Genomic DNA, 19,333 nt, shown 5'->3' with positions numbered 1-19,333 from the left:
TTAAAGTTCCTTTGCGTAAAGGCGGTCGGTTCCGCCGCCGTAATTGATTATGTCATGGATATATTCATATCCGTAATGCTCATAAAGTCCTGTATATTCCGTGGGAATGTAAGTCTTTTTAAATCCAAGCTCCCTCACGTATCCGTTAGCGAAGTCTATGAGCTGTCCGCTGATACGTTGTCCCCTTGCGCTCTCCGTGACGAAGATGCAGGATATCCACGGATATATATCGGGCAGAGGGTAATAGTCCGTTTTCATTATGGAAGCCATACCAACTATTTTTCCGTCCTGAATCGCGGCAAGCATACACTCCCATTCTGTGAACTCCCACGACCTTAGCATATCAGCGATGTGCTCCTTAACCTCATGCCATGAGCATTCCTCAACGAATTGCAGGAGCTCCTGAGCAAGCGGAGTGTCCTTATATACCTTACTTATGGTCAGCATATTTAGTCTTCCAGTGATTTGTAATAGAGCATACAGTGACAGAAGCCCTCAAATTCCGGGTCTGCTATCTGGTCGCGGAACTCCTTGCACATACACTTGTTTTCGGGAGTTTTTGCCAGTCTGCACGGACAGTAGCCGTCCTTCAGTTTAAGTCCCTCTTTTATTCTGTCAACTACTTCTTTGTCGGGATTGAGTGTTACTTTCATAATCAGTCCCTCCTTTATTTTTCATACAGACAAGCTGTATTCTTTATTTCATAAGCTCGTCTGCAAGAGCCTCTATCTGAGCGATATTTGCAGGCTTTAAAGCTGATTTGATAGATACGGTTGTATCTGTCCATGTGATGTTCTTGGACTTCTCGAACATTGCCTTTACGGTCTTTGCAGCGAGAGGAGCCCAGCTTCCGTTTTCGATGATACCGATAGTACGGTTCTGATAGTTTCTCTCGGTAAGGTCGAGAATGAAGTGCTTCATGAACGGGAAGATATCGGCATTATATGTTGTCGTAGCGATAATAAGCTTTCCGTAGCGGAATGCGTCCTCCACAGACTCAGCCATATCCTCTCTTGCAAGGTCGGCGATAGCTACCTTCGGGCAGCCCTTTGCTTCAAGCTTCTCCTTGAGGAGCTCGGCAGCCTTCTTTGTATTGCCGTAAACCGATGTGTAAGCGATGAATATACCCTCAGACTCAACACCATAGCTTGACCATGTATTGTAAAGTCCGAGATAGTATCCGAGGTTCTCCTTGAGAACAGGTCCGTGGAGAGGGCAGATAGTCTGAATATCAAGAGCTCCTGCCTTTTTCAGTACAGCCTGTACCTGTACGCCGTACTTTCCGACGATACCGAAGTAATAGCGGCGAGCTTCGCAAGCCCAGTCCTCCTCAACGTCGAGAGCTCCGAACTTTCCGAAAGCGTCTGCTGAGAAGAGCACCTTGTCTGTGCTGTCGTAAGTGAACATTACCTCAGGCCAGTGTACCATAGCAGCGAATACGAATGAAAGCTCATGCTTTCCGAGAGAAAGCTTCTCTCCCTCCTTGACTTCCAGCTTGTTTGCTATAGCAAGACCATCGAAGAAACTGTCTATCATGCCGAAAGTCTTTGCGTTGCCAACAACTGCCGTATCAGGGTACTTTTTGAGGAAGTTTGCAAGATTTGCGGAATGGTCGGGCTCCATATGCTGAACGATGATATAATCGGGAGCCTTGTCCCCAAGCACTTCCGAGATATTACCGAGCCACTCGTCTGTGAAATTTCCGTCAACAGTGTCAAAAACAGCTGTTTTTTCATCAACTATAATATATGAGTTATATGCCATACCATTAGGCACATCATACTGTCCCTCAAAGAGGTCGACCTGATGATCGTTGACTCCGATGTAGTAAATGTCATTTGTTATTTTATTCATGGTAATTACCTCTTTTCATTATTTACGCTTATGCGCTATGGGATAATTATACCATAAATACAGAGCCGTGAAAAGTGGCATTTGCAACAAATTTAAAGATATTTCTTTTATTATGTCTTATATTACACAAAAATATTCACGCTTTCCGATGATTATGCAGCCGTAAAAAGCGCATAATATATTCAGGACAAAATGAAAGCGAGTGATAAAATGGTAAGTTTTATATTAGGTACAATGTTCGGCGGGACTATTGGTGTAATAACAATGTGTCTCTGTACAGCGGCAAAGTGGGGCGACGAGCATATAAACATCCATTAGCCTTTAGCTGTTAGCCTTTAGGGACGCCAAATTGGCGTCCGCAAATCAAAAAAAATGCAGGTGGGTAATGTAAACATCGCCCACCTGTTTTTTCATATATATTTAACGGGCGGATAATATCCGCCCCTACATTGTACAAAAAGGGCGGCAAAAGCCGCCCTAACTGATTACTTCTTCTCAGGAACCTTTATGATGTCCTTGCGCATATATGGCTGGAGAGCCTTTGGAATGCGGATAGAGCCGTCCTCGTTGAGGTTGTTCTCGAGGAATGCGATGAGCATTCTCGGAGGAGCAACAACTGTATTGTTAAGTGTATGTGCAAAGTATTTGCTGCCGTCCTCAGCCTTTACTCTGATACCAAGACGTCTTGCCTGTGCGTCGCCGAGATTTGAACAGCTTCCCACCTCGAAGTACTTCTTCTGACGGGGCGACCATGCCTCAACGTCGATAGACTTGACTTTAAGGTCTGCAAGGTCTCCCGAGCAGCATTCAAGAGTACGTACAGGTATATCAAGTGTGCGGAAGAACTCAACTGTATAGCTGTAGAGCTTATGGAACCAGTCCATAGACTCCTCGGGCTTACATACAACGACCATTTCCTGCTTTTCAAACTGGTGGATACGGTAAACGCCGCGCTCCTCGATACCGTGAGCACCTACCTCCTTACGGAAGCATGGAGAATAGCTTGTGAGAGTCTTTGGAAGCTCCTCCTCGGGAACGATAGTATCAATGAACTTGCCTATCATAGAGTGCTCGGAAGTACCGATAAGGTAGAGATCCTCGCCCTCGATCTTGTACATCATGCCTTCCATTTCTGCGAAGCTCATAACGCCTGTAACAACGTTGCTTCTTATCATGAATGGAGGAATGTAATATGTGAAGCCCTTGTCTATCATGAAGTCTCTTGCGTAAGAGAGTATGCAGCTCTGGAGCTGTGCGATATCTCCGCAGAGATAATAGAAGCCGTTTCCGCTTGTCTTACGTGCGCTGTCGATGTCGATACCGTTTAACTTTTCCATGATATCAACGTGGTAAGGAACTTCAAATGCAGGAACAGCAGGCTCGCCGAAACGCTCTACCTCGACGTTCTCTGTATCGTCCTTTCCTATCGGAACGGTCTCGTCGATGATATTCGGGATGACCAGCATTATCTCGCGGATATCAGCTTCGAGCTTTACCTCGAGCTGCTCCTTTTCCTCGAGCTCCCTGCCCATTGCAGAGACCTCAGCCTTTATCTTTTCAGCCTCGTCCTTCTGACCGTTCTTCATAAGTCCGCCGATCTCTTTGCTCTTTACGTTACGTGTATTTCTGAGGTTATCGCAGGCAAGCTTGGTCTCTCTGTACTGCTTGTCAAGCTCTATTACCTTGTCAACGAGTTCGAGCTTGTCGTCCTGGAATTTCTTCCTGATGTTTTCCTTTACCATTTCCGGGTTGGTTCTTATAAGCTTGATATCTATCATAATATATTCTCCTTAGTCCTCTTTTGCAAGCTTTTCAGCCAGTGCTGCGAGGTCGTTTTTATCATAAAATTCAAGGATCAGAGCGCCCTTGTTCTTACCGTAGTCGACCTTGACCTTTCTGCCGAGTCGCTCGTTAAGAGAAAGCTCCATTTCCTTAAAATAATTATCAATTTTTCTGTTTGTCTTTGCAGCAGCTTCTTCCGTATGCTCTGCGGATTTCTGAGCAGCCTTTTCAACCTGACGAACGGTCAGTCCTCCGTCGGCAGCCCTTAGAGCTGTAGCGATAAGCATTTCCTCGTCCTCAAATCCGAGCAATGCCCTTGCATGACCTGCGGAAAGCTCGCCGTTCTCCACCATTTTAAGCACTCTGTCGGGAAGTGAGAGTATTCTCACGGCATTTGCAACTGCGGAACGGGAACGTCCCACCATTTTTGCGACTTTTTCCTGTGTCATGCCGAATTTCTCAATAAGATCGTTATAGCCTGCGGCTTCTTCGATAGGGTTAAGATTTTCACGCTGCAGGTTCTCAATAATCGCGATCTGCATCGTTTCCAGGTCACTGAGCTCGCGGATCGTAACAGGTACTTCATCAAGGCCTGCCATTCTTGCAGCCCGCCATCTTCTTTCGCCTGCAACTATCTGATAGCCGCCCGAGCTTATCGGACGTACAAGTATCGGCTGGAGCATACCGTGCTCGCGGATAGAGTCAGCAAGAGCTGTTATTGCCTCGTCGCTGAACGCCTTACGGGGCTGATCGCGGTTAGGCTCTAATTCAGCAGTACGCAGCGTCTTTTTCACCTGTACCTCATTGGCGTTGTCAATGAAAAGCGCGTCAAGACCTACGCCTAAACCACCTTTTGCCATAGTTCAAACCTCATTCGTCAAGACGAACGTTTTCCTTTCTTTGTTTTTTTGAAAGAAAAGATCTTTTTCTTTGCAGGGAGCTCCAGCGGCTCGCCAAGAATCTCATGGCAGACAAGCTCGTATGACTCTGCGCCCTTTGAGCCCTTGTCATAGTACATTACCGGCTTTCCGTGGCTGGGAGCTTCGGAAATACGGACATTTCTCGGTATCCTTGTCTTGAAGACCTTGTCCGGGAAGTACTTCTCCACCTCAGAAACAACATCGTTTGCAAGATTGAGCCTTCCGTCAAACATGGTAAAGAGGATTCCCTCTATTTCCAGCGCCGGATTATAATTATTTTTAACTATTTTTATAGTATTCACCAGCTGAGAAAGTCCCTCGAGTGCATAGAACTCTGCAAGCATAGGCACGATGATACTGTCGCAGGCAACAAAACCGTTGATAGTAATTGTTCCAAGTGCAGGCGGACAGTCGATGAAAATGTAATCAAATTCTTCCTTACAGGTGAGAAGCTGCATTTTCAGTCTGTTGACCCTGTTTTCAAACTCCACAAGCTCTATCTCACAGCCTGCAAGATTTTCCGTTGCAGGTATAATTGAGACATTCTCAAACTCAGTTGTATGTACAGCTTCCTGTGCCCGAGCCTTGCCCGTTATAACATCGTAAGCTGAAACGGTCACTGACTTCTTTTTAATACCGAAGCCCGTTGTGGTATTACCCTGAGGGTCCACGTCCACACAAAGGACATTGAATCCGCGTGAACCGAGATATGCTGCGATATTTATGACGGTTGTTGTTTTTCCTACGCCACCTTTCTGGTTGGCAACAGCTATTATCTTGCCCATATTATCTTCCTTTCAAGATTTACTTCTAATATTATAGCACTTTTGAAGCGTATTGTAAATAAGAAACTGAGATTTTTTTGAAATTTGTTTCACGTGAAACACTCTGTAACAAAAAAACACATGAAACATAAAAATGTTTCATGTGAAACAATTATATCAAGACTTCTTCTGAATAGGAATCCTGACGCGATATTCTATGTAGTCCTCGCTCTGTATCTTTCTGGAGTCAGCCGAAATACCTGCCGCCTGCATAGTTTCTATAGCTTTATTAATAGTATTTACAAAAAGCTTGACATTCTGAAACACAACCGAGCGTTTCTTATAACTTACCTTGTCCTTCTTACTTCCAATGAACTCGTCGATAAGCTTTTCCGAGCGCTCCACGTTCAGGTCGCTTTTTATTATTTTGTCAAGTATAAACAGCCTGTCCTCAGCACTTCCAAGGCGGAGAAGTGCTCTCGCATGGCGCTCAGTCAGTCCGTACTGCGTGATAAGCGTCCGTTCCTTCTCGGTAAGCCTTAAAAGTCTCAGCTTGTTTGCAATAGTACTCTGAGCGCGTCCCAGCTTTGAAGCTGCGTCCTCCTGAGTCATGCCGTAAAGGGTTATGAGCTTCTCGATTGCAGAAGCTTCGTCAAAAAAAGACAGATCCTGACGCTGGATATTCTCAACAAGGGCAAGCACAGCGGAATGACGGTCGCTCACATCATGTACAATACACGGAACAACAGGGAAACCGCATAGCTTCGCAGCACGAAGTCTTCGCTCACCTGCGATCAGTTCATACTTCGACCCCTTCTTTCGTACAGATATAGGCTGCAAAATTCCGTTCTGTGCAATGGACTCCGCGAGCTGTGATATATCGTCCGAAAAGTCCGACCGAGGCTGATTTGGGTTAGAAATTATGTCGTCTGTTGATATTTCTACGACTCTATTTATGAGCCGCTCCTTGGTAAAGTTCAAAAATCCTGCCATTATTATGACCTCCGATCAAATTTATAAATCTATTATAATACCTGTCGGAAATAATTTCTATAAAAAAAATCCGCCGTTTTTCACTAAAACGACGGATCATTTGACTTATTTATCATTTATCAGAGCTGTTTCTTCTTGATCTGACCGCTGTTTCTCGGGTATTTTGGCGGAGTCTGCGATATTTTCTTTACATCGACTATCCTGCGCTGCTCGCCAAAAAGCTCGTACTCAGCAATACTCCCGATCTTGCCGCCAAGAAGCTTCACAGCGTTTTCGCCCTCTGACAGATCTTCTGACGGTCCCTTCATGGAAATGAAGCTGCCGCCTACCTTTACAAAGGGAATGCAAAACTCACTGAGAAGAGAAAGATTGGCAACTGCACGGGCACATGAAAAATCAAATTGTTCCCTGTATTCGGGAAGTTTTGAGAAGTCTTCGGCACGTCCGTGAATAAAATCAGCCTCTATACCAAGCCTATCACAAAGCTGACGTAGGAACTCCACACGCTTGTTTAGGCTGTCAAGAAGAGTTATCTTTATATCAGGACAAAACAGCTTTAAAGGTACCGACGGAAATCCCGCACCCGTTCCGACATCAATAAATGTCGAATTTTCGGGAATTTCTACATATTTGCTTAGAATTATACTATCTATAAAATGCTTTTTCAGTATCTCGGAACCGTCTATAATAGCCGTAAGATTTACCTTTTCATTGTACTCAACAAGAAAATCTGCGTATATATCGAGCCTTTCATAGAGTTCCTGCGACAGTTCCAATCCCACGGACTGAAATTCGGAACAGCATAAATCAAATTCAGGAAGCATTGTTTTCTCCCTTCTCGTGCATGAGCCAAACAGCAAGCATTGACACGTCGGCAGGCGAAACACCAGAAATTCTGGACGCCTGACCTATTGACAAGGGCTTTATCTTGTTCAGTTTCTCCGCAGCTTCGAGCCTGAGACCGTATATCATGCTGTAATCAAGGTCCTTCGGGAGCTTTTTCGACTCCATTTTACGCATTTGCTCGATCTGCTGAAGCTGTTTCTGAATGTATCCCTCGTATTTAATCTGAAGTTCCACCTGTTCCGCAACATCGGGCGGAAGTTCAGGTCTTTCCTCATCAAATTCGCTAAGATCATTGTAGTAGATCTGCGGACGGCGGATAAGATCAGACATTTTACAGCCCGTCGCAAGAGGGGAAGTTCCATGTGCTTCAAGGAACTCATTAAGCTCCACAGACGGCGAAATATTTAGCTTCGAAACTCTCTCGATCTCCTCTGCAGTGAGCCTTTCCTTCTCAAGCAGCGCGTCATAACGCTCCTGAGAGATAAGTCCGAGCTTGTAGCCGATAGGCGTAAGTCTCTGATCTGCGTTATCCTGACGAAGAATCAACCTGTACTCGCTTCGTGAAGTCATCATTCTGTAGGGGTCTGAACAGCCCTTAGTTACAAGATCATCGACCAAAGTGCCGATATAAGAGCTCGCACGGTCAAGTATCATAGGCTCTTTACCCTTTATTTTCAGTGCAGCATTGATTCCCGCAACTATTCCCTGAGCAGCTGCTTCTTCATATCCCGAGCTTCCGTTGAACTGACCGGCCCCGTAAAGTCCCTCTACGTTTTTGAATTCAAGGGTCGGAAGAAGCTGATTCGGGTTGCAGCAGTCATACTCGATTGCGTATGCAGGTCTCATTATCTCTACGTCTTCAAGTCCGTCTATTGTTCTAAGAAACGCGAGCTGCACGTCCTCAGGCAGTGATGATGACATTCCCTGTAAATAGTACTCTTCTGTACTCATTCCCATGGGCTCCACAAAAAGCTGATGTCGGGGTTTGTCTGAAAATCTCACTATCTTGTCCTCGATTGACGGACAGTATCGTGGACCTACTCCCTCTATTCTACCCGAGTATAATGGTGACCTGTCAAGGTTTGCAAGTATGACTTCATGGGTTTTACTGTTGGTATATGTCACAAAACAGCTTACTTTATTATCAAGCTTGTCAGGATCCGTTTCAAATGAAAAGGGGACAATTTTTTCGTCACCGTCCTGTCTTTCCATTATATCAAAATTAATACTTCTCTTGTTAACACGACACGGAGTTCCTGTCTTGAATCTGCGGAGCTCAACGCCGCTTTCAATAAGACTTTTCGATAGTAAATTACTGGGTAACGCAGAATCAGGACCGCTTTCATATGAAACTTCGCCTATGTGAATCTTACCTTTGAGATAAGTACCCGTTGCGATTATGACTGCTTTCACACGATACTCAGCTCCGAGTTTTGTCCGCACACCTGTAATTTTATTATTATCAACAAGTACGTCTGATATTTCCGCCTGCTTAACATACAGATTTTTCTGCTTTTCACAGACATTTTTCATGTACTTATGGTACTCAACTCTGTCCGCCTGAACTCTCAGACTGTGTACTGCAGGACCCTTTCCGCGGTTTAGCATACGGCTCTGAATGAAGCATTTATCGGCAGCTTTGCCCATTTCTCCGCCCAAAGCGTCTATTTCACGGACCAGGTGACCCTTTGCAGTTCCACCGATTGAGGGGTTGCAAGGCATATTAGCGATCTGATCCAGCGATATAGTAAACATGACAGTTTTACAGCCGAGTCTTGCGGCGGCAAGAGCCGCCTCCACTCCTGCATGACCTGCACCGACTACCGCTACATCAAATTCACCCATTTCGTAATTCAAAAATATCCCTCCTTTAATGTTTCACATGAAACATTATTTTCCCACACAAAAACGTGAAAAAACTTCATCAACAACAGCGTCGGTAACTTTCTCGCCTGTAAGCATGAGAAGCGACTGCTCAGCCTCATCAACGAGAATATTGACAGCGTCAAGCATTTCACCGATTTCAAGTGATAAAATAGTACTTTCAATACCTTCAAGCGCCTTGTCGATACACTTTTTCTGTCGCTCATTTGCAGCTGTTGCAGTATCAAAATCAGCTTCATTAAGTTTAAAAATGGTCTGGATCTTATCGTAAAGTTCATCAACACCTGTGTTTTCTTTAGCTGAAAGATATACTATATGTTGTATTTTCTGTTCAAGAAGGGAAGTGTCCAGCAGCTGCTCAACATCATTTTTATTGATGACCGCGACTGTATTATCTTTATTAATTTTATTAATTAAATATAAATCGTCCTCGGTGAGCGGACAACTTCCGTCAAAAACTGCAATTACGAGCTCCGACTTTGATATCATTTTTTCAGCCATTTCCACGCCGATACCCTCGATAACATCATCGGTCTCATGGATACCCGCCGTATCAGAAAGCCTGAGAGTTATATCGCCGATACGAACCGACTCCTCAATGACATCTCTCGTCGTGCCTGCGATCTCCGTAACGATACTTCTTTCACAGCCGCTAAGACAGTTGAACAGCGTGGACTTACCCACATTCGGGCGGCCGATTATCGCCGTAGCCACACCCTCGCGAAGAATACGTCCGCTGTCGTAATTTGCGATAAGCGACCTGAGCTCGTCACGAACGCCTTTCAGTTCCTCGGACAGCACCTCGGGACGGACCTCGGGGATATCCTCCTCGGGATAATCCGCCCAGGCAGCAAGGTCGCCGAGAATTTTCAGCAGCTTGTCCGAGCATTTCTTAGCCTTTTTGAAAGCTGCACCCTCGCGTAGACTTTCCGCCATTTTCAGCTCACGCTCGCCCTTAGCGGAAATTATATCCATAACGGCTTCTGCCTGTGTAAGGTCAAGTTTTCCGTTAAGATACGCCCTTTTTGTGAACTCGCCAGCTTCCGCATTGACTGCTCCGTTTGCAAGAGCCGCCCTGAGGACCTTTCTTGTAACGTAAAGTCCGCCGTGACATGAAAGCTCCGCAATATCCTCGCCAGTGTAGCTGTGAGGAGCCCGGAACACAGTGAGAATACAGTCGTCAAGGCGCTCGTTCCCGTTATGAGCGATCCCGTAAGCGCAGGTATAGCCCTCCATTTCCGAGACCTTTTTACTGCCGAAAGGTGAGAATATCTTCTCCGCAACTTCTATCGCACCCTCACCTGAGATACGTATAACAGCGATTCCGCCTATAGCATTCGGAGTCGATATCGCAGCTATTGTTGACATTAAACCACTCCTAAAAAAACAACGGCGTATATGTATATAAATAAGTTTTGTGTATATTTATTGAGGAGACCTCTTTTTAAAAAGGGTTTCTCCTCAAACTCCTCTCCTAAAACTTTGGATTAAAAGTCTTTGGAAAGGGGTTCGGGGAAGAACCTTTCCTCAGAAAGGTTTTCCCCGATAAATACCCATAAGCCTTTATTTTATATAACATTTAAAGCCGTTGTTTCAGATATTCGATTAAAGCTCTATCTTTCCGTAAAGACCGCCCTGGATCTCGTCCTCAGGCTTTGGTCTCTTATAGTCTTTTTCAAAGCTTGTTGAGAGGTTAACGCTTCTGCGCTCCATATTTACCTCTCTGTCGCGGTTTCTCTGACCGCCGTTTCTTCTGTTGTCATTTCTTCTGCCGCCGTCGCGTCTGTTATCGCGTCTGCCGCCGCCTCTTCTCGGGTTATTTGAAGAAATGATTATCTTTCTGTATGGCTCTTCGCCGACTGAACGTGAAGAAACTCCCTCGATATTTGAGATAGCAGAGTGGATAACTCTTCTCTCATAAGGATTCATAGGCTCGAGTGGCTGTGAACGGCCTGTTCTGAGAACGGACTTTGCAACCTTTGCAGCGAGCTGCTCAAGAGTATCCTTTCTCTTGTTCCTGTAGCCGAGGCAGTCGATAGTGATCCTGTAATAATCCTTATCGCCCTTATTTGCAATGATAGAACAGAGATACTGGATAGAATCGAGAGTCTCACCGCGTCTGCCGATGATAGTACCGTTATTATCGCTTTCGAGATTGATAACAGCGCCTGTCTCGTTCTGATAAACCTTGAATTCAACGTCAACGTCCATAGCTCTGAGTATGCTTGTGATATAATCCATAGCGAGCTTTACCTTAGGATTGATAAGAGCTTCGTCCTCGATAAGAGTGAAGTTGTCAAGTGAATATGCCTCTTCATCAAGAGCCTCGGGAGCATTTTCAGCTTCGCCGGCAGCATTTTTCTCGGTTTTTTCTGCCTTTACAGGCTCAGATGCTTTCTCTGCAGCCTTTGTTTCTGTTGTTACAACGGACTTTTCAGCTGCAACTGTCTTTGTTACAGGCTCAGCCTTCTTTTCAGGAGCTGTTGTAGTCTTAGGAGCTTCGGGAGCAGCCTTGGGAGCTGTTTCCTGTACAGGAGCACTGTCTGCAACAGTTGCCTTGACTTTTGCTTCTTTTGAACCAATTCCGAAAAGACCCTTTTTGCCTTCGTCAAGAATTTCAAATCTGATCTCACTGATCTTTTTTCCGAATTTCTCAGCGGCCATTTCCTTAGCCTCTTCAACGGATCGTGCTGTGAAAATTTCTGTCATACTTTATACCTCCCTGAGGACTCAGTCCTCTTCATCATTATCATCTTCGTAAGAATCTCCATACTTTTCAGCCATACGTCTTCTTGCTTCCTTGAGCTTGTCGCGGTTAGCCTTGTTCTGTTCTGAACGTGAAACGCCGCTTGACTTGCCAGAAGAAGAACTGCCCTTCTGCTGTTCTTCGAGAGCAGCCTGCTGTTCAAGCATCTTCTGCATGAAAGTCTTCTTATTCGGATGTTTTTCTGCATAAATTCTTGCTTTTTCTTTTTCCTGCTCATTTATCACCTTAACGCGCTCGGGAGTAAAGTAGCAGTTAAGCGCAAAGGTTATAATGAATGAAAATACTGATGACCATATCCAGTAGAAACCGATACCTGCGGGCACCTGGAATGCAAACCATATCGAAAGGAGCGGAAGTACATATATCATAACTGTCATGCATCCGCCGCCGGGCTGTGTAACAGGATTTGTTTTCTTCTGATGTATCTGACCGTAAACAGATACGAGAAGCTGTGAAAGACCTGCAAGGAAAGGGATCATAACGAGTATTATCGCTTCCTTTGTCCAACCGCTCTCCGGACTGAAAGTAGGGGTTTTTCCGAGATTTGCACCGAAAAGTGTGAACTTCTCGCCGAATTCGCTTACCTTTGATAAGAAATTCTCTCCCAGGGAAGCGTACTTTTCCCCGTTGTCCCTGAGATTTTCCATAGTCATGAGCTCACATCTGAGGTTTGACATTGTGAGGTTCTTATCGCCTGTGATACCTTTTGCAATATCGACAGCGCTTTCGATAACGTTCTTGGATATGTTAAGGATATGGGTTATCGGCTTGTAGATAACGTCGATAACGCCAAAAAGCAGGAACATCTGTATAAATGCGGGGAGACATGAACCCATAGGGTTTACGCCTTCCTGCTGATAAAGCTTCTGTTGTTCCTCCTGAAGTCTCTGAGGATTGTTTGCGAAGCTTTTTCTGAGCTTTTCAAGCTTTGGGTTTAAAAGCTGCATTCTTGCAGCGCCCTTCTGTGTCTTATAGTTGACGGGGAAGAGCAGTATTCTCGTAACTACCGTAAACAGTATGATTGCCACGGCATAGTTATTGCATAACGAGTAAATAAGTCTCATCAGATAGCCGAAAGGCACACCGATAATATCATAAAGTGCGTTCAATATTCATCCCTCTTAAATCTTATTATCATCATCGCCGTAATCGGGATCGATGAAGTCGTACTTTTTCACCCTGAAAGTGAATTTTTCGGGAACGTAGTCTATGCCGCCCATTGACCATGGATTGCAGCGGAGTATCCTCCACACGGCAAGAGCCGAACCTCTCACAGCGCCGAAGCGCTCAACAGCTTTCAGAGCGTAGGTGCTGCAGGTGGGATAATATTTGCATTTAGGGGGAAAAAGCGGAGAAATGAATTTCCGATAGAATTTAATGATCCCCAGAACAATATATTTCATATACGTTTATTCTTGACATCAAAGCTTCTGAACATCTTATTTATGTCATTAAGACCGTATTTTTCGATATAGCCGCAGTATTCGTCTGATTTTATGCTGCATATGGCAGCTCTTGCCACTATGACTATATCCATGCCCACGGGCATATTTACCTCAGAATTGCGATAGGCGAGGCGGATAAGTCTTTTGGCGCGGTTGCGGCAGACGGCATTTCCCACTTTTTTCCCTGCGGTAATACCGAGGCGGTTGAAAGGTCTGCCGTTAGGTCTGACATAAATCACCGAATATTTCGAGGCAACGTATCTGCCCTTCTTGTAAAGGGCGAGAAAGTCCTTGTTATCGTTCAATATTTCCGTATAAAGCATATTTGCACCTGCATACAGCGTCCTAACAAAAAAGACCACAAAATTTATATTTTGTGGTCAGCCTCGTCAGTGAGTTAATCTTGCTCTGCCCTTAGATCTTCTACGAGCTAAAACCTTTCTGCCATTCTTGGTAGCCATTCTCTTCATGAAACCGTGCTCCTTCTTTCTGTGGAGCTTCTTAGGCTGATATGTTCTTTTCATATTCAGTGTCCTCCTCTCTTCGGATCATATACAAGAGCCGTTCAAACAACAGCTCTGATTATCTTTTTTTGCGTACAGAGACAACTCGCCCTGCATTACACTAAATCATTATATATTAAAAAAGCTTCTGTGTCAAGCAATTCGGGAAATTTTTTTGCGCCTGATATCATTTTCAGTTTTTTTACCAATATATCTTGAATATTAAACCTTGAAATTTCAACACATTGTCTGATTTTTATTTTCGGGCAAAAAATATCACATATGTGCTGCAAAAAGTTTTAAAGACTATTTCACAGTCATCATTCAACTTTTTCACAGGCTGAAAATAGGGCTCAAAAAAATAAATTTTCTGTTGATTCAACACAGTTTTCAACAATATGTCAATTTACGTGTTAAAAAACCATTCATTTTTTAAATACTTGACAGTGATTTTTGCTTGCATTTCAACACTGTTTATGGTATAATGGATTTATATATTAATATAGGAGAGTATCGTATTTTTTCTCCATCAAAACTTACAATCATTCGGAGGTTTTTATGAATTCATTTGACGAGGTTTTTGAAACAGTAAAGAGCTACTGTCTCGAAAACGGAAAAATACCCGAAATAGGAATCAAAACATGGATTGATCCGCTCGTTCCTGTCAATTTCAACGGATCGGAAGCTATTTTCAGCGTACAGACAGACTTTCAGAAAAATATCGTAATGACTACATATAACGAGATATTAAAGGACGCCTTCTTCAACGTCCTCGGACTTAACGTCAATATCGTTATAAACGTCCAGTCTGACGAACCCGAAAAGATCAAGGTGCCCACAGACGCAGAACTCGAACAGAAGCACGCCGAGTTCGAGCAGTCCTATAAATTCGCAAATTACGATTACACATTTGACACCTTCATCGAGGGAAGATCAAACGAGTTTGCACTTGCCTGCAGCAAGTCCGTGGCTAAAAACTGCGGCTCAAAGGCAGTTCCCGATTATAATCCGCTTTTCATCTACGGACCGTCGGGAATGGGTAAAACTCACCTCATCACTGCTATTGCAAACGAGGTAAGAAAGAATCATCCTGATTTCAATATCGTTTACGTTACCAGCGAGACCTTCGGCAGCGACCTGGTAAGCGCTCTCAACAAGAGCTCCATATCCGATTTCCACGACAAGTACAGGAATGCGGATATACTCCTCATCGACGATATCCAGTTCTTCTCTGGCAGAGAACGTATGCAGGAGGAGTTCTTCCACACCTTCTACAAACTCCACCAGGAGGGCAAGCAGATAGTTATCACCTCCGATAAGCCGCCAAAGGAGCTGCTCACCCTTGAAGAGCGTCTGAGAACACGTTTCGAGGGCGGTCTCATAGCTGATATCTCAGCTCCGGACTACGAGACAAGACTTGCTATCATAAACAGAAAATCCGAGCTCCTGGAGCTCAAAATGCCCAGCGAAGTCGCAGAATTCATGGCTAACCGCCTGAAATCCAACATCAGACAGCTTGAGGGCGCAGTTGTACGCTTAAAGGCTCTCAACCACTTCGCAGGAAGTCCCATAACCATATCAATGGCTCAGAGCGTTATACGCGACGTCCTCACAGACGAGCAGCCTATCCCGATAACAGTTGAGAAGATCATCTCGGAGGTATCAACAGTATACGGCGTATCTCCCGACGATCTGCGCTCCAGCAAGCGCTCCGCGCAGATATCCACAGCCCGTAAGGTAGCTATCTACGTGGTAAGAGAGATCACACAGATGCCTCTTGCTTCGATCGGTACAGAGTTCGGCGGCAGAGACCACTCCACTATCGTTTACTCTGTCACAAGCGTTACAGAGTCAATGGAAAAGGACAACAACCTCAAAAACCTCGTAAACGACATCATCAAGAACATCAAGGACAAGAGCAAGGTTTGAACTGTTTATAATGTTGAAACCTGATCTTTAAACACAGTTTTCAACACAATGTTTAAAACTGTGTTGGCACTGCCAATAAGATTTTGTCCTGTAATTGTTTGATATCAGACCGCCCCTGCATGAAAGTCAGGAACTGATTTCAACATCATAAATTTTCAACACTTAACAGCTTTGTGAAATAAAACATCAAAAAGAATTACAAAATATCCCTTTCCACTTTTTTCTCAACTTTTTTTCCATTTCAACTCAACACTGATAAACCATTTAAACACAAAATTCTTCCCAAGCTCCCTTATTTCACAATTTCAAAAATTTCACAACAGCTGACTGTGGACGAGTTATGCGGCGTATATCTTCAAATAAAGCCTGTCCTAACTTTTCCACCGCTCCAATAACAACAACAATATAATTATTCTTATCTTAGCTTATCTTTTCATGTTAAGCTCAAAGGAGTCACATACAATGAAATTCATTTGCGATAAAACAGAGATCAGCGAGGCAATAGGAAATGTCTCCAGAGCAGTATCACAGAAATCCACCATACCCGCTCTTGAAGGAATAAAGGTACGTGTATCACAGGGAAGTGTAGAGCTCACCGCTTATAATCTCGAAATGGGCATACGCACCTCTATCAATGCAAATACAGAGGGTGAAGGTGAATTTGTTGTAAGCGCAAGACTTTTCAGCGAGTTCACAAGACGTATGTCAGGAGACGAGATCACCTTCGACGTTGACGAGAACCTCGTTATCAGCATATCATGCAGCGCTACGGAGTGCAGCTTCCCTGCAATGTCCGCAAGCGAATATCCCGAGCTTCCGAAGGTGGATTCCGCAAGAAGCTTCTCTGTAAAGCAGAGCACTCTCAAATCAATGATAAATATGACAAGCTATGCTGCTTCCCTCAATGAAAGCAAGCCCGTACTCACAGGCGAGCTTTTCGATATCGAGGACGGCAGCTTCAATATGGTAGCCATTGACGGCTTCAGACTGGCGATCAGGAATGAAATGACAGACTGCACCGAGAAGTATCATTTCGTGGTACCGAAAAAGGCTCTTCTCGAGGTATCAACCCTTATCAAGGACGATACCGATAAGCTCTGCACTGTCTGCACCAATGACCGCCACATTATTTTCGAGATAGGAAATGTTTTCGTGATATCAAGACTTCTCGAGGGCGTTTTCCACAATTACAAGTTAAGTATACCCAGCGGCTGCAAGACAGAGGTCATAATCAGCAAGAGAGATTTCTCCACCTGTCTCGAGCGCTGCTCGCTGCTTATCGACGACAAGAACAAGTCGCCTATCCGCTGCGAAGTTGGAAACGGCGTTATGAAGATAAGCTGCAAGACGGGCATAGGTAAGATCAACGACGCTATTTCTGCCGATATTTCAGGTGAAACTGTTACTATCGGCTTCAATAACAAGCTTATCCTCGAGGCTCTCAGAGCCGCAGAGGGAGATAAGGTCCGTGTTCGCTTCAACGGCGCAATGAAGGTAATAGAGATACTTCCTCTTGAGGGAGAAAGCTTCATATTCCTGGTAATGCCCATACAGCTCAAGAACTGACGCATAAAAAGCTATTGAAAGGCTGGTCATCATGGCTGAAAAGATAAAGATCACTACCGAGTTCATAAAGCTTGACGCTCTGCTGAAATTTGCCTCACTTGTCGGCTCCGGCGGAGAAGCAAAGCAGCTCATTCAGAACGGAGAAGTCTTCGTAAACGGCGAGGTCTGCACAATGAGGGGCAAAAAGATACGTCCCGGCGACAAAGTGGAGCTCGGCGGACAAGAGGTAACCGTAGAGTGATAATCACTTACGCAGACATAGACGGTTTCAAGAATTTGAACGGCATATCCTTTGCTCCCGATCCGAAGTATAATATAATCGTCGGACCGAACGCGCAGGGAAAGACCAATCTTCTTGAAGCTATGTGGATACTTTCGGGCTGCAAAAGCTTCCGCGGCTCAAAGGAAAAGGACTATATCTGCCTTGACGGGAACCGCATGGAGTCGAAAATAAAGCTCCTTGACAGCGTCCGCGAACAGAAGATATCCTTTGAGATGACGAAAAGCGCTGCAAATCCGAAAAATATACACCTTAACGGCGTGAAACAGAAGGGTACGAGGGCTTTATTCGACGTTTTCAAGTGTATCGCGTTCATTCCCGACGATGTTGACATAATAAAGGGTTCTCCCGAAAAAAGGCGTAATTTCATAGATATGGCAGCTTCTCAGCTGAATCCGGTATTTGTCATGCATCTCAACAAGAACAATGCCGTAATGAATCAGCGAAATGCTCTGTTAAAGGGCATAATGCAGGGAAATACCGACAAAAGCATACTTGAGATATGGGACAGGCAGGCTTCAAAGGAAGGAGCCGTCATATCCTATATGAGACATGAATATATCGAGAGATTCAACGGGATATGCGGCAGACTTTACCGCACTATCTCGGGAGGAACGGAAGAGCTTGAGCTGGAATACAGGTCCAATGTCTATAAACCCGAGGACTTTGCCAGGCCCTGCGGCGAGGAGGCATACGAGCAGTATTACAGAAAGCTCTCGGAGACTTCGGATTATGACATCAGAACGGGAAGCACCCATGCAGGCGTCAACCGCGACGAGATACTCATAAAGATAAACGGCGTCAGTGCCAAGGATTATGGTTCCCAGGGACAGATAAAGAGTGCGGCTCTCGTGATGAAGCTTGCACAGGCTGAGATATATATGCAGAAGTCGAAGGACGCACCTGTCATATTTCTTGACGATGTTATGGGCGAGCTTGACGAAAATCGTCAGAGGTTCGTGTTTGATATCATCAAGGATATGCAGGTATTCATAACAACTCCGAATGAAAATGCGCTTCTTCCTGAAATAAAGGGAAAAGTCCTGCATATCAGCGGTGGGAGCGCTGTTGAGGTGGAAGAAGATGTATCTTCACATAGGGAATAATTATACTGTTGATATAAGAGATGTGGTGGGAATTTTCGACATTGAGAACACAACTGTTGAAAAGTGTACCAAGAAACTGCTTGAAAGAGCAGAAAAGGAGCACCACTGTATCTATACGACCTACGAAATGCCGAAGAGCTTCATAATAACCATGAAGAACGGCAGAGAGAGGGTATATATATCATTGCTGTCGGCAGCAACGCTGAAAAAACGCCTGAAAAACGGCGGAGGATTCTGATATGAAAGGGCAGACGCGAAAAAATATCAGATTGGAAAATTACGATTATTCGTCTAACGGATCATATTTTATAACCATATGTGCCAAAAACAGGACACGTTATTTTTCTGAAATAACTGAGGATACCCCTGTAGGGGAGGCCGCCCTCGGCCTCCCGAATATAAAATTGACGGATATTGGAAAAATTGTAAATAACAATATTCTCAAGACAAATGAGATATATAAATATGTTTCTGTGGAAAAATACGTTATAATGCCTGACCATATACACATGATATTGTTTGTTTCAGATTATGATACAGAAGACATCGGGAGGCCGAGGGCGGCCTCCCCTACAAAGTCTGTTAATCTGATAATATAAACGGTTTAAAGACGATATCAACAAAACAAATAGTCTTTTCGGTATGGCAAAGGTCTTTTTACGACCACATAATCCGCAATGAAAAGGAATATATC

Annotated in this window: 22 protein-coding genes; 7 read left to right on the top strand and 15 right to left on the bottom strand. The window is 44.4% G+C overall.

The genetic code is table 11. The features are described from left to right. The 3 genes from IKW96_RS11490 to IKW96_RS11480 are packed head-to-tail and all read right to left on the bottom strand — an operon-like array spanning position 1 to position 1,854. Positions 1–447 (bottom strand): GNAT family N-acetyltransferase, encoded by a 447-nt coding sequence (locus IKW96_RS11490; RefSeq protein WP_296574826.1) that lies wholly within the window; start codon positions 445–447, stop codon positions 1–3. A 2-nt stretch (positions 448–449) separates the two neighbouring features. Continuing rightward, entirely contained in the window at positions 450–653 is a 204-nt protein-coding gene (locus tag IKW96_RS11485; protein ID WP_296574823.1) for a ferredoxin-thioredoxin reductase catalytic domain-containing protein, read from the bottom strand. A gap of 43 nt (positions 654–696) precedes the next feature. Beyond that, positions 697–1,854, bottom strand: coding sequence for an FprA family A-type flavoprotein (locus IKW96_RS11480; RefSeq protein ID WP_296574821.1), 1,158 nt, complete (start codon positions 1,852–1,854; stop codon positions 697–699). Positions 1,855–2,046: 192 nt separating this feature from the next. Between IKW96_RS11480 and IKW96_RS11475 the strand changes: the two genes are divergently transcribed. After that, positions 2,047–2,172 (top strand): DUF3789 domain-containing protein, encoded by a 126-nt coding sequence (locus IKW96_RS11475; RefSeq protein WP_367112959.1) that lies wholly within the window; start codon positions 2,047–2,049, stop codon positions 2,170–2,172. Between the two features lie 167 nt (positions 2,173–2,339). On the opposite strand, the gene serS is transcribed toward IKW96_RS11475, so the two are convergent. The 12 genes from serS to rpmH form a co-directional block, all read right to left on the bottom strand. Beyond that, positions 2,340–3,632, bottom strand: coding sequence for a serine--tRNA ligase (serS, locus tag IKW96_RS11470; protein WP_296574815.1), 1,293 nt, complete (start codon positions 3,630–3,632; stop codon positions 2,340–2,342). A 12-nt stretch (positions 3,633–3,644) separates the two neighbouring features. Beyond that, entirely contained in the window at positions 3,645–4,496 is an 852-nt protein-coding gene (locus IKW96_RS11465; RefSeq protein WP_296574810.1) for a ParB/RepB/Spo0J family partition protein, read from the bottom strand. Between the two features lie 17 nt (positions 4,497–4,513). Further along, the gene (locus tag IKW96_RS11460; protein WP_296574807.1) at positions 4,514–5,341 is read right to left on the bottom strand and encodes a ParA family protein; all 828 of its coding nucleotides are present in this window, start codon (positions 5,339–5,341) and stop codon (positions 4,514–4,516) included. A gap of 156 nt (positions 5,342–5,497) precedes the next feature. Further along, positions 5,498–6,313, bottom strand: a complete 816-nt coding sequence (locus IKW96_RS11455; protein WP_296574804.1) for a ParB/RepB/Spo0J family partition protein — start codon at positions 6,311–6,313, stop codon at positions 5,498–5,500. A gap of 119 nt (positions 6,314–6,432) precedes the next feature. After that, positions 6,433–7,137: a 16S rRNA (guanine(527)-N(7))-methyltransferase RsmG gene (gene rsmG / locus IKW96_RS11450; RefSeq protein WP_296574801.1), complete on the bottom strand. Its 705-nt coding sequence runs from the start codon at positions 7,135–7,137 to the stop codon at positions 6,433–6,435. Continuing rightward, positions 7,127–9,016: a tRNA uridine-5-carboxymethylaminomethyl(34) synthesis enzyme MnmG gene (gene mnmG, locus IKW96_RS11445; RefSeq protein WP_296574797.1), complete on the bottom strand. Its 1,890-nt coding sequence runs from the start codon at positions 9,014–9,016 to the stop codon at positions 7,127–7,129. Before mnmG ends, rsmG begins: the two co-directional genes overlap by 11 nt. Before the next feature lie 33 nt (positions 9,017–9,049). Then, positions 9,050–10,411, bottom strand: coding sequence for a tRNA uridine-5-carboxymethylaminomethyl(34) synthesis GTPase MnmE (mnmE, locus tag IKW96_RS11440; protein ID WP_296574794.1), 1,362 nt, complete (start codon positions 10,409–10,411; stop codon positions 9,050–9,052). Positions 10,412–10,648: 237 nt separating this feature from the next. Further along, on the bottom strand, positions 10,649–11,752 hold the full coding sequence (gene jag / locus IKW96_RS11435) for an RNA-binding cell elongation regulator Jag/EloR (protein WP_296574791.1): 1,104 nt from the start codon (positions 11,750–11,752) through the stop codon (positions 10,649–10,651). A 21-nt stretch (positions 11,753–11,773) separates the two neighbouring features. Beyond that, positions 11,774–12,919 (bottom strand): YidC/Oxa1 family membrane protein insertase, encoded by a 1,146-nt coding sequence (locus tag IKW96_RS11430; protein ID WP_296574788.1) that lies wholly within the window; start codon positions 12,917–12,919, stop codon positions 11,774–11,776. 12 nt (positions 12,920–12,931) lie between these two features. After that, positions 12,932–13,213: a membrane protein insertion efficiency factor YidD gene (yidD, locus tag IKW96_RS11425; RefSeq protein WP_296574785.1), complete on the bottom strand. Its 282-nt coding sequence runs from the start codon at positions 13,211–13,213 to the stop codon at positions 12,932–12,934. Further along, complete coding sequence (gene rnpA / locus IKW96_RS11420) at positions 13,210–13,578, bottom strand: ribonuclease P protein component (RefSeq protein ID WP_296574781.1); 369 nt, start codon at positions 13,576–13,578, stop codon at positions 13,210–13,212. The genes yidD and rnpA overlap by 4 nt, the downstream gene beginning before the upstream one ends. 66 nt (positions 13,579–13,644) lie before the next feature. Beyond that, on the bottom strand, positions 13,645–13,779 hold the full coding sequence (gene rpmH / locus IKW96_RS11415) for a 50S ribosomal protein L34 (RefSeq protein WP_009986162.1): 135 nt from the start codon (positions 13,777–13,779) through the stop codon (positions 13,645–13,647). 537 nt (positions 13,780–14,316) lie between these two features. Between rpmH and dnaA the strand changes: the two genes are divergently transcribed. The 6 genes from dnaA to IKW96_RS11385 all read left to right on the top strand — a co-directional run bounded on the left by dnaA (position 14,317) and on the right by IKW96_RS11385 (position 19,238). After that, a complete protein-coding gene (dnaA, locus tag IKW96_RS11410; RefSeq protein ID WP_295084834.1) occupies positions 14,317–15,687 on the top strand; it encodes a chromosomal replication initiator protein DnaA in 1,371 nt (456 codons plus the stop codon). A gap of 462 nt (positions 15,688–16,149) precedes the next feature. Further along, positions 16,150–17,253: a DNA polymerase III subunit beta gene (gene dnaN, locus IKW96_RS11405; RefSeq protein ID WP_296574779.1), complete on the top strand. Its 1,104-nt coding sequence runs from the start codon at positions 16,150–16,152 to the stop codon at positions 17,251–17,253. 31 nt (positions 17,254–17,284) lie between these two features. Beyond that, positions 17,285–17,494, top strand: a complete 210-nt coding sequence (yaaA, locus tag IKW96_RS11400) for a S4 domain-containing protein YaaA (protein ID WP_296574777.1) — start codon at positions 17,285–17,287, stop codon at positions 17,492–17,494. Continuing rightward, positions 17,491–18,639 (top strand): DNA replication/repair protein RecF, encoded by a 1,149-nt coding sequence (locus IKW96_RS11395; protein WP_296574775.1) that lies wholly within the window; start codon positions 17,491–17,493, stop codon positions 18,637–18,639. Before yaaA ends, IKW96_RS11395 begins: the two co-directional genes overlap by 4 nt. Then, complete coding sequence (gene remB, locus IKW96_RS11390) at positions 18,617–18,877, top strand: extracellular matrix regulator RemB (protein WP_296574773.1); 261 nt, start codon at positions 18,617–18,619, stop codon at positions 18,875–18,877. The genes IKW96_RS11395 and remB overlap by 23 nt, the downstream gene beginning before the upstream one ends. Position 18,878: 1 nt before the next feature. After that, positions 18,879–19,238, top strand: coding sequence for a transposase (locus IKW96_RS11385; RefSeq protein ID WP_296574770.1), 360 nt, complete (start codon positions 18,879–18,881; stop codon positions 19,236–19,238). Positions 19,239–19,333: the final 95 nt, after the last annotated feature.

This window comes from Ruminococcus sp. (genome assembly GCF_017549005.1).
Taxonomy (GTDB): domain Bacteria; phylum Bacillota; class Clostridia; order Oscillospirales; family Ruminococcaceae; genus Ruminococcus.
Note: the sequence above shows the minus strand (reverse complement) of the source record. Positions and strands in the feature narration are given on the sequence as shown.